General features: G+C 41.7%; 15 protein-coding genes, 3 pseudogenes and 1 riboswitch. Of the genes and pseudogenes, 14 read left to right on the top strand and 4 right to left on the bottom strand.

Annotation, left to right across the window (positions count from 1 at the left end):
* The first annotated feature begins 328 nt into the window (after positions 1-328).
* The 7 genes from H8S54_RS14760 (at position 329) to H8S54_RS19455 (ending at position 5,792) form a co-directional block, all read left to right on the top strand.
* A complete protein-coding gene (locus H8S54_RS14760; RefSeq protein ID WP_021926866.1) occupies positions 329-1,813 on the top strand; it encodes an AAA family ATPase in 1,485 nt (494 codons plus the stop codon).
* A 23-nt stretch (positions 1,814-1,836) separates the two neighbouring features.
* Positions 1,837-2,343, top strand: a complete 507-nt coding sequence (locus H8S54_RS14755) for an NUDIX hydrolase (protein ID WP_021926865.1) — start codon at positions 1,837-1,839, stop codon at positions 2,341-2,343.
* Between the two features lie 132 nt (positions 2,344-2,475).
* Positions 2,476-2,582, top strand: a riboswitch (TPP riboswitch).
* A gap of 146 nt (positions 2,583-2,728) precedes the next feature.
* Positions 2,729-3,025, top strand: a complete 297-nt coding sequence (locus H8S54_RS14750; protein ID WP_021926864.1) for a thiamine-binding protein — start codon at positions 2,729-2,731, stop codon at positions 3,023-3,025.
* A complete protein-coding gene (locus H8S54_RS14745; RefSeq protein ID WP_021926863.1) occupies positions 2,994-3,776 on the top strand; it encodes an ABC transporter permease in 783 nt (260 codons plus the stop codon). The genes H8S54_RS14750 and H8S54_RS14745 overlap by 32 nt, the downstream gene beginning before the upstream one ends.
* On the top strand, positions 3,769-4,776 hold the full coding sequence (locus H8S54_RS14740) for an ABC transporter substrate-binding protein (protein WP_021926862.1): 1,008 nt from the start codon (positions 3,769-3,771) through the stop codon (positions 4,774-4,776). The genes H8S54_RS14745 and H8S54_RS14740 overlap by 8 nt, the downstream gene beginning before the upstream one ends.
* Before the next feature lie 58 nt (positions 4,777-4,834).
* Positions 4,835-5,587 carry an ABC transporter ATP-binding protein gene (locus H8S54_RS14735; protein WP_021926861.1) on the top strand — a complete coding sequence of 251 codons (753 nt, stop codon included), beginning with the start codon at positions 4,835-4,837 and terminating at the stop codon, positions 5,585-5,587.
* A gap of 61 nt (positions 5,588-5,648) precedes the next feature.
* Positions 5,649-5,792: a DUF6783 domain-containing protein gene (locus tag H8S54_RS19455; RefSeq protein ID WP_408610290.1), complete on the top strand. Its 144-nt coding sequence runs from the start codon at positions 5,649-5,651 to the stop codon at positions 5,790-5,792.
* A gap of 10 nt (positions 5,793-5,802) precedes the next feature.
* On the opposite strand, the gene H8S54_RS14730 is transcribed toward H8S54_RS19455, so the two are convergent.
* On the bottom strand, positions 5,803-6,264 hold the full coding sequence (locus H8S54_RS14730; protein ID WP_021926860.1) for a TspO/MBR family protein: 462 nt from the start codon (positions 6,262-6,264) through the stop codon (positions 5,803-5,805).
* A 380-nt stretch (positions 6,265-6,644) separates the two neighbouring features.
* Here H8S54_RS14730 and H8S54_RS14725 point away from each other — a divergent pair, with 380 nt between their 5' ends.
* The gene (locus H8S54_RS14725; protein WP_021926859.1) at positions 6,645-8,009 is read left to right on the top strand and encodes an MFS transporter; all 1,365 of its coding nucleotides are present in this window, start codon (positions 6,645-6,647) and stop codon (positions 8,007-8,009) included.
* 17 nt (positions 8,010-8,026) lie between these two features.
* Complete coding sequence (locus tag H8S54_RS14720; protein WP_186901739.1) at positions 8,027-9,043, top strand: alpha/beta fold hydrolase; 1,017 nt, start codon at positions 8,027-8,029, stop codon at positions 9,041-9,043.
* Here H8S54_RS14720 and H8S54_RS19120 read toward each other — a convergent pair.
* A pseudogene (locus H8S54_RS19120) lies at positions 9,037-9,237 on the bottom strand (DUF6783 domain-containing protein). The gene H8S54_RS14720 and the pseudogene H8S54_RS19120 sit on opposite strands and share 7 nt — an antisense overlap.
* Between H8S54_RS19120 and H8S54_RS19115 the strand changes: the two are divergent.
* From H8S54_RS19115 to H8S54_RS14705, 4 genes and pseudogenes are all read left to right on the top strand, one after another.
* Positions 9,187-9,312: pseudogene (locus H8S54_RS19115) on the top strand (DUF6783 domain-containing protein); the annotation flags it as partial. The pseudogenes H8S54_RS19120 and H8S54_RS19115 sit on opposite strands and share 51 nt — an antisense overlap.
* Positions 9,313-9,455: 143 nt before the next feature.
* The gene (locus tag H8S54_RS14715; protein ID WP_186901738.1) at positions 9,456-9,959 is read left to right on the top strand and encodes a gamma carbonic anhydrase family protein; all 504 of its coding nucleotides are present in this window, start codon (positions 9,456-9,458) and stop codon (positions 9,957-9,959) included.
* A gap of 189 nt (positions 9,960-10,148) precedes the next feature.
* Positions 10,149-11,171 carry a DUF2971 domain-containing protein gene (locus H8S54_RS18670; RefSeq protein WP_186901737.1) on the top strand — a complete coding sequence of 341 codons (1,023 nt, stop codon included), beginning with the start codon at positions 10,149-10,151 and terminating at the stop codon, positions 11,169-11,171.
* A 422-nt stretch (positions 11,172-11,593) separates the two neighbouring features.
* On the top strand, positions 11,594-12,766 hold the full coding sequence (locus H8S54_RS14705; protein ID WP_021926496.1) for a DNA cytosine methyltransferase: 1,173 nt from the start codon (positions 11,594-11,596) through the stop codon (positions 12,764-12,766).
* A gap of 54 nt (positions 12,767-12,820) precedes the next feature.
* Here H8S54_RS14705 and H8S54_RS14700 read toward each other — a convergent pair whose 3' ends face one another.
* Positions 12,821-13,912 (bottom strand): hypothetical protein, encoded by a 1,092-nt coding sequence (locus tag H8S54_RS14700; RefSeq protein WP_021926497.1) that lies wholly within the window; start codon positions 13,910-13,912, stop codon positions 12,821-12,823.
* A gap of 254 nt (positions 13,913-14,166) precedes the next feature.
* Between H8S54_RS14700 and H8S54_RS14695 the strand changes: the two genes are divergently transcribed.
* Positions 14,167-14,619 carry a very short patch repair endonuclease gene (locus tag H8S54_RS14695; protein ID WP_186901736.1) on the top strand — a complete coding sequence of 151 codons (453 nt, stop codon included), beginning with the start codon at positions 14,167-14,169 and terminating at the stop codon, positions 14,617-14,619.
* A 187-nt stretch (positions 14,620-14,806) separates the two neighbouring features.
* On the opposite strand, the pseudogene H8S54_RS19585 reads toward H8S54_RS14695, so the two are convergent.
* Positions 14,807-14,914 (bottom strand): annotated as a pseudogene (locus H8S54_RS19585) (DNA replication protein); the annotation flags it as partial.

Raw genomic sequence — 14,914 nt, 5'->3', positions numbered from 1 at the left:
ATGGTATCTGCGCACTAAAAATTCAATCTATAACAAATTATAAGATATAAGCAACATAATAGAAAGCTGTTCGAATACTAGAATACACGAAAAATTCCGTTTTGGCAAGTGTTTTTTGTAAAATTTGATACAAAATTTAATGTAAATTTTACAGAATCTGCAAATAAAATTATACAGCCTATTATAACACAGCAAAAAGGCGTTTTGTAAAAATCCTTTTTCAAACATGTTCTGGACATTGGAGGAAAATGTTGCTATAGTTAGGAGAGAAATCAGGGAAAAACATTATTATACCTGATCTTATTTAAAAACGAAAGAGGACACAGCCATGCCAGTATTTGATTTCAGCGGCGCTTCTGCAAGCAAAGCAGAGGCCAAATGCACCTATACCACTTTTCAAAGCAATAATACCACACCATCTGCAGACCAGCCCATTATGGTGCTTGATAATAAAGAAAGACACTGGAAGCATCATTCCTGCGGCGTTTTCACCAATCCGGTGAACCGCACTGCCTTTGAATTTAAGGAAGAGGACGGCACCTTCACAGCCGATGTGCTGAAAATCGATTCCAGATTTACCAGCCTTCTGAAATGGCTTGGAGACAGCCGCATCAATGTGCGCCTGTCAGGAGCGAATACAGAGGACGGCTATGCTGTGTACCGCATCAGAGAGACTGCCTTTGGGGGCGGCACCAAGCTTTCCGCAGAGGACGGCTTTCTGCAGTTTATGATCGAGCGTCTCCTTGAGAGCAATGCACCTGCAGAAGCAGAGGAGGACGAGACTCAGGAGGAAACAGGGGATGAGATGAAGCTTACCAGCCTTCAGAGCATCACCGATTTTATGACCTGCGCAGGCAAAACCCTGCCGGATAACATCCGCCTGTGGACCAGAAGAAACCTGGCAGTGGCAAGATCCAGCGAGGTTTCCCAGGAAGAGCGCCATCACGCACAGAGAGCTCTTTCCATTATGCTGAACATCCAGTGGAAAAACAATTACTTCGAAGCCATCGACCCGGTGGAAGCAAGAAGAATCCTGGACGAAGAGCTTTACGGAATGGAGCGTGTGAAACAGCGTATCATCGAGACCATTATCCAGATCAACCGTACCCATACCCTGCCTGCTTACGGACTTCTTCTCATCGGACCTGCAGGTACCGGTAAATCCCAGATCGCCTATGCGGTAGCAAGAATCCTGAAGCTTCCGTGGACGACTCTGGACATGAGTTCCATCAACGATTCCAAGCAGCTGACAGGTAGCCCTCGTATTTATGCAAACGCTAAACCTGGAATTATCATGGATGCATTTTCCATGGCAGGAGCCTCCAACCTGGTATTTATCATCAACGAGCTTGACAAGGCAAACTCCGGACATGGCAACGGAAACCCGGCAGACGTGCTTCTTACCCTTCTGGACAACCTTGGATTTACAGACAACTATATGGAATGTATGATTCCAACCGGCGGTGTTTACCCTATTGCCACAGCCAATGATCGTGACCAGATCAGTGCGCCGCTGATGTCCAGATTTGCCGTGATCGACATTCCGGACTACACAGCAGAAGAGAAGAAAGTAATCTTCTCCAGATTCTCCCTGCCCAAGGTTCTGAAAAGAATGCATATGGAAGAGGGCGAGTGCATTATCACAGATGACGCTCTGGATGCCATTGTTGCCCGCTATTCCAATACCACCGGTATCCGTGACCTGGAGCAGGCAGCCGAGCACATTGCCGCCAACGCCCTGTACCAGATCGAGGTCAACCATGTGGATAAGGTGGAATATACAAGAGAGATGGTTGAGGAACTGCTGAAGTAAAAAACATAACAGGAGTAACAAAAATGGAATTCTGGGATATTTATGACATTAATAAAAGACCTACAGGCCGCACCATGAAGCGCAACGACTGGTGCTTAAAGGACGGAGAGTACCATCTCACCGTCCTCGGAGTAGTTGCAAGACCGGACGGCACCTTCCTGATCACCAAGCGCGTCATGACCAAAGCATGGGCGCCAGGCTGGTGGGAAGTATCCGGCGGCGCAGCCCAGGCAGGAGAATCCTCCTATGACGCAGTTCTCCGCGAGGTGAAAGAAGAGACAGGCCTTGACGTAAGCAGTGCACAGGGCGGCTATCTTTTCACATACAAAAGAGAAAACCCGGGTGAGGGAGACAATTACTTTGTAGACGTATACCGCTTTGTCATGGACGTACAGGAAGAAGACCTGCACCTTCAGGAAGAGGAAACAGACGGCCACATGTTCGCCACATTGGAGCAGATCAAAGCCTTTGCCGCAGAAGGAAAATTCCTTCACTACGACAGCATCCAGGCCGCTTTTCAAGGGTTATAAGCAATGGCCGTGCGCCCTACGGCTGCAAATTTTGGAAATAAATAATGTTAAAATTATGTAAGAAAACAGCCGGAAATGAAATAGCCGCTTGTAATTTCAAGAAAGATATATTATAATTAGCACCGAAATCTGAATAAAAACCAGGGGAGTTTCGATTGAGAAGCTGAGAGTAAGGTAGCCCTTAGACCCTTTTAACCTGTTGGATCATGCCAGTGTAGGAAGTGTTGAAGATGTATTTTAGAGCATTTGCGTGATTGCAGATGCTCTTTTTTCTTTTGCAGATTCATAAAAAGATGGTTCTTATTCGATTGCTAAAAAATCCCAGGCCCGGAACCCTTTCAAATCAGCTTCGGAGATCTGGCACATATTAAAGGAGGAAACAAAAATGAACGCAAGTGTAGCAATTCAGGTACTGCCAAATGTACAGGATGACGAAGAAGTAATCCGCATTGTAGACGAGGTAATCGCCTACATCAAATCCACAGGACTTAACTGTTATGTAGGACCTTTCGAGACAACCATCGAGGGTGACTACGATCAGCTTATGGACATTGTAAAAGAGTGCCAGCACGTAGCAGAGCGCGCAGGCTGCAAGGCTATGAACGTCTATGTAAAGATCTCTTACAAACCAGAAGGGGATGTGCTTACCATTGAAAAGAAAGTTACCAAACATCACCAGTAAGATTCCCCCTGTCGTTGCAATGGCGGCAATCCTGCTTCTCTGGGAGCTGGTAAGCATCTCCGGATTAGTTCCGTCCTACATGCTTCCCTCCCCGGTTGCAGTGTGCAAGGCGCTGATCGGCGACCTTCCCACTATTTTATTCCATGCGAAATTTACCCTTTTGGAATCCTTCTACGGACTTCTCATTGGAATCGCTCTGGCATTTATTTTCGCAACTGTGATGGACCGTTTCCGGGTAATGGATCAGGCTTTTTATCCGATTATGATCATTACCCAGACCATTCCCACCATCGCCATCGCGCCGATCCTGGTGTTGTGGATGGGCTTTGGAATGGCACCAAAGATCACCTTAGTCGTGATCACCACCTTTTTCCCCATCACCATCGGGCTTCTGGACGGCTACAAGAGTGTAGACCCGGATGCCATCCGCCTGATGAAAGCAATGGGCGCCGGCAGAATGCAGATTTTCCGCCATGTGAAATTCCCCTCTGCCCTGCCCCAGTTCTTTTCCGGGCTGAAGATCTCCGCATCCTACGCCGTAGTAGGTGCCGTAGTATCTGAGTGGCTGGGAGGCTTTAACGGTCTTGGTGTTTACATGACAAGGGTAAAAAAGGCATACGCGTTTGACAAAATGTTTGCAGTTATTATTTTCATTGTGATCATCAGTTTGCTGCTGCTTTTCATAGTAAATGTGGCAAGCCGCATCGCAATGCCCTGGCTGCAGGTTGAAAAGGAGAAAAATCATGAATAAGAATCTGAAAAAAGCCGTTGCATCCGCTGCAGCGCTGACAATGGTATTTGCAGTTCCTACAGGTGTTTACGCAGCAGATGGCGAGAATGAGAAAATCACATTCTGCCTGGACTGGACACCGAACACCAACCACACAGGACTTTATGTAGCACTTGCAAAAGGCTATTATGAAGACGCAGGACTTGACGTAGAGATCGTACAGCCGCCGGAAAACGGTGCAGCACTGATGTGCGCAGCCGGACAGGCCCAGTTCGCAATCGAGGCACAGGATACTATGGCAGCTTCCCTGGCACTTGATGAGCCTCTTGGAATTACAGCAGTGGCAGCCGTGATCCAGCATAACACCTCCGGAATCCTTTCAAGAGCAGGAGACGGAATCGACACACCAGCCGGACTGACTGGCAAAACTTATTCCACATGGGACTCTCCAATCGAGCTTGCCATGCTGGAAAATGTAGTAAACAGCGACGGCGGGGATTTTGACCAGGTTACCCTGATCCCCAACGACATCACAGATGAGCCGGCAGCACTTGCAGCCCATCAGACAGACGCCATCTGGGTATTCCAAGGCTGGGGCGGCGTGAACGGAGAGGTAGAAGGCGTAGACTGCGATTACTTCGCATTCTCTGATATCAACCCTGTATTTGACTACTACACACCGGTTATTATCGCCAACAACGATTATCTCAGCGAAAATCCGGATCAGGCGAAAGCATTTATGGAAGCAACTGCAAAGGGCTATGAGTTTGCAGCAGAAAATCCGGACGAGGCAGCACAGATCCTCATCGACGGCGACAACACAGGTTCCCTCAAGGACGCAGAGGAGCTGGTAAAGAAGAGCCAGGAATTCCTTTCCGCAAAATACATTGACGATGCAGACAGCTGGGGCGTGATCGATCCTGAGAGATGGAACGCATTCTACAAATGGCTGTATGAGAATCAGCTTTGCGACAAAGACCTGACAGACGTAGGATTTTCCAACGACTATCTGCCGCAGTAAAAAACAGACGGCGGTCTTATAGTTTGAAAACAGACAGTTGTATAGTAAGGAATATAGAATGTCATCAGAAAACAGTAAATCATTACTAAGAGCAGAACATATTTCAAAAGCATACGGTGAAAAACAGGTCCTGAAGGACATTTCCATTCATCTGGAACAGGGCGAGCTGGTATCCCTTCTGGGAGTCAGCGGCTCCGGAAAGACTACTTTATTTCACATTCTTTCCGGCCTTGTCACTCCAGATGAGGGAAAAGTCTACCTGCGTGACCAGGATGTGACCTCCACTCCCGGAAGCATCAGCTACATGCTGCAGAAGGACCTCCTTCTTCCTCATAAGAAGGTGATCGACAATGTGGCACTTCCCCTTCTTCTGAAAGGCATGAAGAAGCAGGAAGCCCGGGAAAAAGCCAATCCCTTATTTGCGGAATTTGGTTTGGAGGGCACCCAGCTTCAGTATCCAAGCCAGCTTTCAGGAGGCATGCGTCAGCGTGCAGCCCTGCTGCGAACGTATTTAAGCTCCAGCGGTGTTGCCCTTCTGGACGAGCCCTTCAGTGCACTGGATACTTTGACCAAAGCCAGCGTGCACAAATGGTACCTGGACATTATGCAGCACATTGATCTGTCCACCTTGTTTATTACCCATGACATTGACGAGGCCATTTTGCTGTCCGACAGAATCTACATTCTGAACGGGATTCCCGGAACTATCAAGGAAGAAATCGTGATCCGGGAGAAAAAGCCAAGGGCAGAGGACTTCTCGCTGTCAGAAGAATTTTTGGAATATAAGAGACAAATTATCAGTAAGCTTTGACAGAAGATGTGTGCAGAGGTTTTTGCAGCATCTGTGAAAAAAATTCAAAAGGCCGCTATGCATATTCAGTATAATCCGAAATGCACAGCGGTCTTTTTCTGATTGGGAAAAATTTTCCACAAATTGTAATATGCATCTTGTAGAAAGCCTTTTTCAAACAAGCTCTGGCGGATACATGCCGAGCATTTTATTATCTGCTGGATGATCATAGTACATCAGTTTAGAAAATACACTCCCAGATTCAAATACCCTGCAAACGTCACCCATGCCAGATAAGGAAGCATCAGATTCGCCGCCACGGGGGACACCGCACCGAAAGATTTTATAGTGGCAAAAATCAGCAGCCACAACGCCGCCAGCCAGAAAAAGGCAAACAGATACCACTCACAGTTAAAGAACCAGATCGACCACAGAAAGTTAAAAAACAGCTGCAAAATGTAAAAAAACAAAGCATTGTTGGTGCATTTCCCAGAATTTGCCACCAGGTAAGCGGCGAATCCCATCAGCAGATAAAGAATGGTCCACACCACCGGAAACACCCATCCCGGCGGGGAAAGGGGCGGCTGGCAAAGGTCCGCGTAGGCCTCCATAGACCCGGTAGTCAGAAGCGCTGCAAATGCTCCCACTGCCAGTGGAAATAAAAGAAAAGGAAGAATATTTTTTATCTGGGTATTCATTGAAAAACTCCGTTTGCCGGTAAATTTAATTCATTATATGCTTCTGGCCATGGACGAAATACCGATTGCTTTTATTGGATATCAAAATATGATGATGTTAGGGTCAAAAGGTCTTTTGCCCCTAACTTGATATCCACGAATTGCTCCGCTGCAAAGCAGCTCCCGCAATTCTCGAACATTCGGAATCCGCTGATTTACTATGTAAATCGCTACTTCCTCATGTTCGGCGGGTCCCAAGTTCAAAAGCCTTATCATGCAGGCATGAACGGCTTTTTGACCTTTTGACCCTGATATCAAAATATACAATAAGTACGAAAATGTAATTGCATAGCGGAATATATTGTGCAATAATTATAAAAATGAGCGCAAGGAGGAAAAAAATGAAGAAATTAACAACAGGAAAAATCTGGCAGTTTGCAGCTGGACAATTTGGCTGGGCAATGCTGTCGGGAATCATTTCCAACTGGCTGGTGTATTTTTATCAGCCAGATGAGACTGCCATCAGTCAGGGACAAACTGTATTTATTCCTCAGGGGCTGGTGGTACTTGGCATTTTTACCATAATTGGAGGAATCACAGCTTTCGGAAGGATTTTTGACGCATTTACAGACCCTATGATCGCGTCTTTATCAGACCGGTGTACATCAAAAAATGGGCGAAGAATCCCATTCCTGAAATGGGCATCTCTTCCGCTGGCACTTTCCACCGTATTGGTATTCTGGTCTCCGCTAAATCAGAACAGCTGGATCAATGCTGTCTTTTTGCTGGCAATGATTCTGGCATATTATCTTTCCATTACTGCATATTGTACGCCATATAATGCGCTGATTCCGGAACTGGGACATACTCAGCAGGAACGACTTAATATTTCTACCGTTATTTCTTTTACTTTCATTGCAGGAACAGCAGTAGCATATCTGGCGCCCACCATCTGGGGTGTATTTATCCCGGTTTTTGGAAGAGTAGGCGCAATTCGGGTGACATTTACAATAATGGCAGCTGTGGCATTTATATGCATGCTGGTACCGGTGTTCACCATCCGGGAAAAAGACTATGTGGATACAGTTCCATCTAAGGAATCTGCTTTTGTCTCACTTACTGCTACCTTCAAAAATGGAGAATTTAGAAAATTTGTAGCATCTGATATTTTTTATTGGATCGCGCTTACCATGTTTCAGACAGGACTTCCCTTTTTTGTTACCAGCCTTCTGAAGCTTCCGGAGACTATGACAACCCTGTACTTTGTTGGAATGACAGCTTTGTCTCTGGTCTTTTACATTCCGGTAAATAAATTGACACCAAAGCTTGGAAAGAAAAAGATGATTTTGTTTGCATTTGCGGTATTTTCCACTGCTTATTTCTATACTGGATTTATGGGAAAAATGCCTTTTATTCCAGCTTCCGTGCAGGGACTGATCCTGACTGTCTGTGCGGCACTTCCTATGGCAATTTTTGGAATTCTTCCACAGGCTGTTGTAGCAGACATTGCTCAAAGTGATTCTATTACAACGGGAAGCAATCGCGAAGGAATGTTTTATGCAGCAAGAACATTTGCGTTTAAGCTTGGACAAAGCATTTCCATGTTGATTTTTACGGCAGTTTCCACAATTGGAACAGGAAACGGAACCGGTTATCGGATTGCTGCCTTTGGTGCTGCAGCTTTTTGCTGTGCAGGAGGAATTATACTGGTGTTCTACAACGAAAAGAAGATTAACAAAATTATAAGAATCCAAAACCAAAAATAACAGCAGGAGCAGCCAATATGGAAATAATACATGAAAATGAATATTTATACAGGATGAACAAAGAGGCAGAGCCGTATCTTGAACTGCACCGTCAGGAAAAATATGTCTCAAATGCCGAAAATTTCATTCGAGGCAAAAATAAGGATTTTTCAAGAAAAATACACATACAGTATTATCTGGCAAAAAATCCCAGGGGTGTCATTGTGATCAGTCACGGTTTTACAGAAGGTTCGCCGAAATATGATGAGATGATTTATTACTTTCTGAAGGCTGGGTATCATGTGTATATGCCAGAACATATGGGGCATGGGTTGAGCTATCGGCTGACGGCAGATCCGTCTCTTGTGCATGTGGATATCTGGAAAAGGTATGTGCGGGATTTTTTGAAAGTATGCCGTGAAATAAAAGGAACACATCCGGATTTACCCCTGATTCTTTTTGCCCATTCTATGGGAGGGGCAATTGGTGGGATTTCGGCATCCTGGGAGCCTGGACTGTTTCAGAAAATCATATTAAGTTCGCCTATGATCCGTCCTCTTACAGGAAAGGTGCCCTGGCCGCTTGTAGTTTTGATTGCACATTTTGAATGCTTTTTCGGAAAGGCTCAAAAGTATGTGGCAGGGCAAAAACTCTATGATGGAGGGGAAAGCTTTGAAACCTGTGCCGGAACCTCGGAATCAAGATTTGAAAGATATGATAAAATTCGCAGGGCGCACAAGGAACTGCAGACCTGTGCGGCATCCTATGGCTGGCTTTTGGCGGCTATAAAAATGAGTTGGTATCTGCAGATTTGGGGGTGGAAAAAAATAAAGGTACCTGTACTTTTCTTTCAGGCAGAAAATGACGATTTTGTATCTGTGCGCGCACTGAAAAGATTTGCAGGAAAAGTGAAGCAGCAAGGCAGCAGCTCCTGTAAATATATTTATATGCCTGGAACAAAACATGAAATCTACTGCAGCGATGACTCCTCTATGGAGAAATATCTGAAACAGATCTTCCGCTTTTTAGAAATAGATGCACAGGAAATTTATTGACAGGCCTTTTTAAACGGGAAGACAATACTGAGAGCATAAAGAAATATACAATCTCTTTTCAGTATGCTAAGATTAGAGCGTGTTTGAAAAATCATTCCCGCAATCTGCACGCCCCACTTTGCGGTATATTTTGCCCGAATTCAGTTGCCGTAGCCCGCTACGGCGCCCTCATCCGGACAAAATCTCCCACAAATTGTGACGCACATCTTGCAGAAAGCCTTTTTCAAACACGCTCTAGAGAAAATGTAGAAGTATTGTTGTCAATATAAGGGGCTTTTTGGTACTTTGGGTATTGGTATAATCTCAGTATTTACTACGAGCTATTAGTTTCGCTTAGTAATGAAAAATTGAGAAGAATGGAATTCTCCCAATGTTAAGAAAGAACCGAGATACGAGCAGAATGAGGTAAAAAATGAGCTATAGAAATGTGAAAATAGAGAAAAGCGCGAGAATCGCCAAGCAGTCCATCATCCTTGGAGACGTAACCATCGGCCGCGACAGCTGCGTCCTGTATTACGCCGTCATACGCGGCGACGACGCCCCCGTCACCATCGGCGCAGAAACCAACATCCAGGAAAGCTGCACCATCCACGTAAGCCACAACATGCCTGTCCACATCGGAAACAACGTCACCATCGGCCACAACGCCGTCATCCACGGCTGCACCATCGGCGACCGCACCCTAATCGGAATGGGCACCATCATCCTAGACGGCGCCAAAATCGGCACCGACTGCATCATCGGCGCCGGCAGCCTCGTCACCAAGAATACTGTAATTCCAGACGGTTCCCTGGTAATGGGAAGCCCCGCGAAGATTAAGCGGAATCTTACGTGGGAGGAGAAACTGGGGATTGTGGAGAATAGTAAGGAGTATGTGGCGGTAAGTGCGGAGATGCGGGAGCAGGGAGTGCTGTGAAAATAGTGCGCGGCACAAATAGCTAAAACTTATGGAGAGGAATAAATGGGGAGAAGATTTTTGTACGGTTGATTGTGAAAACAGACTTTTTTGTTATATTTATAATATTAGAAAAGGTTGAAGCTTTGTGGAGGAGCATATGGATTTTAAGAAAATTATTGAAGATACGATAGTTCCGATAATTTTCCCGTGGAAGAAAAAAAGGCTTGCTATGATGCTGTTGATAAATATGTTAATAGTATCTTGCCAAATAAATTATATCGTTTTAGAGCTTGCTCTGAAAGAAATCTAAGTGCATTTTATAATGATGAATTATGGTTTTCTAATGGAAGCACAATGAATGATGACTTTGATGCAAGGATTTATTACGATAAGAAAAGAATAGAAGGACGGCTTGGTTCATTGTTATCTGAAGAGGGAGAGCTAAAAGCGGTAGAAAAATTAATAACTATGGAACAACCGCCGCAAAAATTATTAGAACTTATTCCAAATGCAGAATATATCTTTAAGTGCTTGAAAGAAGCACCAAAAGGACAGAGAGTGGATATTTCAAACAATTTAATTCAACATTTGTTGGAAAATCTTGACGTAGCATTAAAAGATACGACAGAGCAAGTACAACGTATAACAAAGTTTGCGTGTTTTACACAGAAAATTTGCTCAGATATGATGTGGGGGCAGTATAGCAATAACGCTACAGGATTTGCGTTAGAGTATGAATTTGGTAATGAGAATAAGATTACTTATGTTGATAATAATATGCAGACTCATGTTTGGGGAAAGTTGTTTCCTGTAATATATGACGATAAGAGATTGGATACTACAGATTATGCCGCATACTTATTTCAAATACAAATTCTTAAAGGAATGGCTCAAAGCATAGGTTTTCCATATAATGCATCATGGCTGAACGCAGTTGTTCCATGTCCAGATGAGTTTATGGCAACTAAGTTAGCTATAAAAAAATCTACAGATTGGAAAGCTGAAAAAGAATGGAGAATGTTTTATTCAACAGATAATACTTTATTGGCCAACGAAGAACATTCTTGCGTTATTCAAAAACCAAGTGGGGTATACGTAGGGCGTAAAATTAGTAAGATAAATCAGAAAATTATTGTAGATATGGCAAAAGAAAAAGGAATTCCTGTGTATAAAATGGATTTCAATGAGGACTCAAGAAATTACAAATTGAAAAAATATAGGCTAATATAAAAAAGCTAAGCAACTGTACCCTATAAAATGGGAGAAGTTAAGAGTAACTGCCATAAAAATACATCTTTTTGACGAGAAATGCTATATCTAATGACAGATAATAATAGCGTAGAAAATAGGAAAAGAAAAGCTTACAAGATAAAAATAACTTGACATTTTATAATCCAAAAACTATATTATAAAAAGGAAATATTGAATACTAGAAAATAAGTGTTTAATGCTTATACATTCTGCGATAAAGTTACATCTAAGAAAGATGTAAAAATATCTTTAAAATCCTATTTTATAAGGAAGAAGTATAAATCTTTAGGATCCTTATATCTTGGTTTATCTCCAAATCCAATTATTTCCATATTAAATCTAATATATTGTAAATTTGCGGATAAGGGTGTTTTATATATAAAATGGAAAGGAGACGAACGATGAAAATTTTTTCATTTTTTGCGGGCTGTGGATTTCTCGATCTAGGATTTGAACAGAATGGCTTTGATATTGTATTTGTTAATGAATATAATCCAGAATTTATGAGAGCGTACAGATATGCAAGAGAGTACATGCATGTTAATATTCAAGAACCTCAGTGTGGGTATTATCAAGGTGATGTTAATGATTTCTTGAATGATATTAATATGCAGAATAATATGAGGCAGGACATGCAAGAATATAGAAATCATGGGGAATGGGTAGGCTTTATCGGCGGGCCCCCATGTCCGGATTTCTCGGTAGCAGGACGTCAAAGAGGAAGAGATGGAGATAATGGACGACTTTCACAATCATATGTAGATTTGATTATAAGAATGCATCCGGATTTCTTTTTATTTGAAAATGTAAAAGGACTCTGGCAGACGAAAAGGCATAGAGCATTTTATGAAGAATTAAAAACATCTTTACAAAATGCCGGATATAAAACAACTGAACGCTTAACAAATGCATTAGAATTTGGAGCTCCACAAGATAGAGATAGAATACTATTATTTGGTGTAAGTCAGAATATTTTACATCCAATTAATTATCAAGGAAATGATCTGAATAATTTTAATTGGGGACAATATCAGCAATATGACCTTTGGAATATAAAAAAAGAGATTCCATGGCCAGGAACAGAAACATTCCAAGAAGGAAAGGTTACGCAGCCACCAGAGGGGATTCCAGTGCAGCTGACAGTTCAACATTGGTTTGATCAAAATAATGTGACAGAGCATCCAAATGCAAATGATTATTTCAAGCCGAGAGCAGGCTTAGCTAAAATGCAGACGATTGACGAAGGGGATGTTGGAAGAAAATCGTATAAAAGAATTCACAGGTGGAGATATTCCCCAACAGCAGCTTATGGCAATAATGAAGTGCATTTACATCCGTACCATGCAAGGAGGATGTCAGCAGCGGAAACTTTGGCAATTCAAACGTTACCAGCAGACTTTATACTGCCACCAGATATGAGTCTGTCGAATATGTTTAAGACCATAGGTAATGGTGTACCGTATGTTTTAGCAAGTGGAATAGCACAGACTATTAGAGATTATTTAAATGCAAATGCTATACAAAATGTAAATGGAAATCAGATCTATCAATTGATAGATTTGTCAAATGTTTAAAAATAAGGTGCCACATAACATCCACTTTGATGGTTGTGTGACACCTTATTTAGATTATGAATTTAAGTCTTCACAAAATGTTTCAATAAATGCGGCCTGGACGCCTTTTAGTTTTCTTTCTTGGCAAAGTCCTAACAATTCACTGACAGAAGAATAGGAAAGATATAGTGCATGCAATTCTTTAAATTCTGGTCTATTAACTTCTCTGAATACTTTATCTCTGAGGTCATCAGGTGCAACAATAATAAAACGCATATCGCTAAGTGATGGCATATGTTTTTTGAAAGAAAGCATTCGATTTAAACCGCTGGTTACACCTGTTGAATTTTCAACTTCAAATATAGCAGGGATGCTTTTGTTTCCAATCCACATTGCGTCAATTAAACTACCTGCTCTTGCAGCACCGTCCATAATATTTATAAGAGGTACATCATTTAAAGATGTGACCATATTACTTTGAGCAGAAAGAAATTTGCCTTTATATTTGGCTCCCTGGTCATTTTTTGCAATGTAAGTATTTAGGAAAAGTGCGCGACCAATTTCATATATGGCCATTTGCATACGAAGGTGAATTCTGCCTTCTTCAGAATCGATTTTTCCGGATTTTATTAGGGCTTGAGGGAGCTCGAGAGCATCATAAATTACACTTTTAGATGGAAGTTCACTTATTTCGAGTCCAGTGACCTTTTTTTCCATAAGTATTCCAAGAGCATGTGGTTCGTCTGGAATCCAGATAACATGCTTATGGCCGCGTTTGGTTTTGGGCTTTCCGTTAATATTTTCAATTCTGCCAGGAAAACAATAATAAAATTGCGGGGTATGGCATAATAGTGTTTCTAACGCTGAACGAGTATTATATGAAGCTCCAAGCAATCTGTCTATATTAATTGGCATTTGGGGAGTAATGGCATTTGCAACTCGTGATAACATTTGAGTGGAAATGGACTCAATTTTTGCTTGCTTCTGGATTTCGCCTTTTGAGGGATCCCATCTCTGAATAGAAATTGGACCACATGCTCCTTCAATATCGGTTATGGAAACTAAAGTCTTAGTTGCCTTGTGGATATAGCCAAATCCCTGATTTTTCGGTAAAGATTTAAGGGCATTAACAAGTATTTCAATAGACATATTTGTAGTTGTAGTCATAACGTTTTATCCTTTGTGTAATTCGTGAGATTTATAAGCTGATGTTATTATAATTTTAGGAGTTACGCAAGAAAAATTATTGAAAATATACAAAAATAATTATAAATTTAATGAAAATATACCTAGAATATGAATTGATTTTTGTCGGTTTTACTTGCTTGCAATATTAATTAATGTTGTTTTGCTGGTTAAATTGAGTATAATATAAACAAGTATAGTAATTGATAATAATGTGATATTTACAGGATGAGATTATGGATAAGTTGACACCTGAACAGCGTAGAAAAAATATGCAGAGTATAAAGGGAAAAAATACGAGCATTGAACGGATATTAAGAAAGGCTTTATGGAATAAAGGATACCACTATAGAAAAAATTATAAAGTCCTTCCTGGAAAACCAGATATTGCATTGACAAAATATAAAATTGCAATTTTTTGTGATGGAGAGTTCTTTCATGGAAAAGACTGGGAAGTTTTGAAGCCACGTCTTGAAAATGGAAAAAATAGTGAATATTGGATAACAAAAATCTCCAGAAACCGGGAACATGATAATGAAATTAATAAGAAACTTTTATTTATGGGGTGGACTGTGATTAGATTCTGGGGAAAGGACATTAAAAAAAATACGGATGAATGTATTCAGGTCATAGAAGAGACAATATTTGATTTGAAAGTATCTGAAAAGTTTGATGAAGGAAATTTATAATCGTATAGTGTACAGATGAGGTGAAGCATGTGAATGAGTATGTTCTTATGACATATTATATAAAATATTTAAAAGAAATAAGAAAAGTGTCTGATTCAACTGCAAATTACGTTCAAACGGAATGCCAGTTCCGCTACTGCGGAACGGCTATTCCATTTTTAACGGTACGAAGTACTGCTAGATGATATCATTCTGTTTCACGCATATTTATACCGTTCATTTCCAGACGATATGTATGATGTTTATCTGTGATTCGTGTAAGGCACGCATCAGCGTAGGTATTATCAGCAAACAT

Origin of the sequence: Blautia segnis (assembly GCF_014287535.1) — a bacterium.
GTDB classification, from domain to species: domain Bacteria; phylum Bacillota; class Clostridia; order Lachnospirales; family Lachnospiraceae; genus Blautia_A; species Blautia_A acetigignens.
Note: the sequence above shows the minus strand (reverse complement) of the source record. Positions and strands in the feature narration are given on the sequence as shown.

Coding starts and splice junctions, on each gene's coding strand:
- H8S54_RS14760 (WP_021926866.1), top strand. CDS start 329: ATGCCAGTATTTGATTTCAGCGGCGCTTCTGCAAGCAAAGCAGAGGCC.
- H8S54_RS14755 (WP_021926865.1), top strand. CDS start 1,837: ATGGAATTCTGGGATATTTATGACATTAATAAAAGACCTACAGGCCGC.
- H8S54_RS14750 (WP_021926864.1), top strand. CDS start 2,729: ATGAACGCAAGTGTAGCAATTCAGGTACTGCCAAATGTACAGGATGAC.
- H8S54_RS14740 (WP_021926862.1), top strand. CDS start 3,769: ATGAATAAGAATCTGAAAAAAGCCGTTGCATCCGCTGCAGCGCTGACA.
- H8S54_RS14735 (WP_021926861.1), top strand. CDS start 4,835: ATGTCATCAGAAAACAGTAAATCATTACTAAGAGCAGAACATATTTCA.
- H8S54_RS14730 (WP_021926860.1), bottom strand. CDS start 6,264: ATGAATACCCAGATAAAAAATATTCTTCCTTTTCTTTTATTTCCACTG.
- H8S54_RS14725 (WP_021926859.1), top strand. CDS start 6,645: ATGAAGAAATTAACAACAGGAAAAATCTGGCAGTTTGCAGCTGGACAA.
- H8S54_RS14720 (WP_186901739.1), top strand. CDS start 8,027: ATGGAAATAATACATGAAAATGAATATTTATACAGGATGAACAAAGAG.
- H8S54_RS14715 (WP_186901738.1), top strand. CDS start 9,456: ATGAGCTATAGAAATGTGAAAATAGAGAAAAGCGCGAGAATCGCCAAG.
- H8S54_RS14705 (WP_021926496.1), top strand. CDS start 11,594: ATGAAAATTTTTTCATTTTTTGCGGGCTGTGGATTTCTCGATCTAGGA.
- H8S54_RS14700 (WP_021926497.1), bottom strand. CDS start 13,912: ATGACTACAACTACAAATATGTCTATTGAAATACTTGTTAATGCCCTT.
- H8S54_RS14695 (WP_186901736.1), top strand. CDS start 14,167: ATGGATAAGTTGACACCTGAACAGCGTAGAAAAAATATGCAGAGTATA.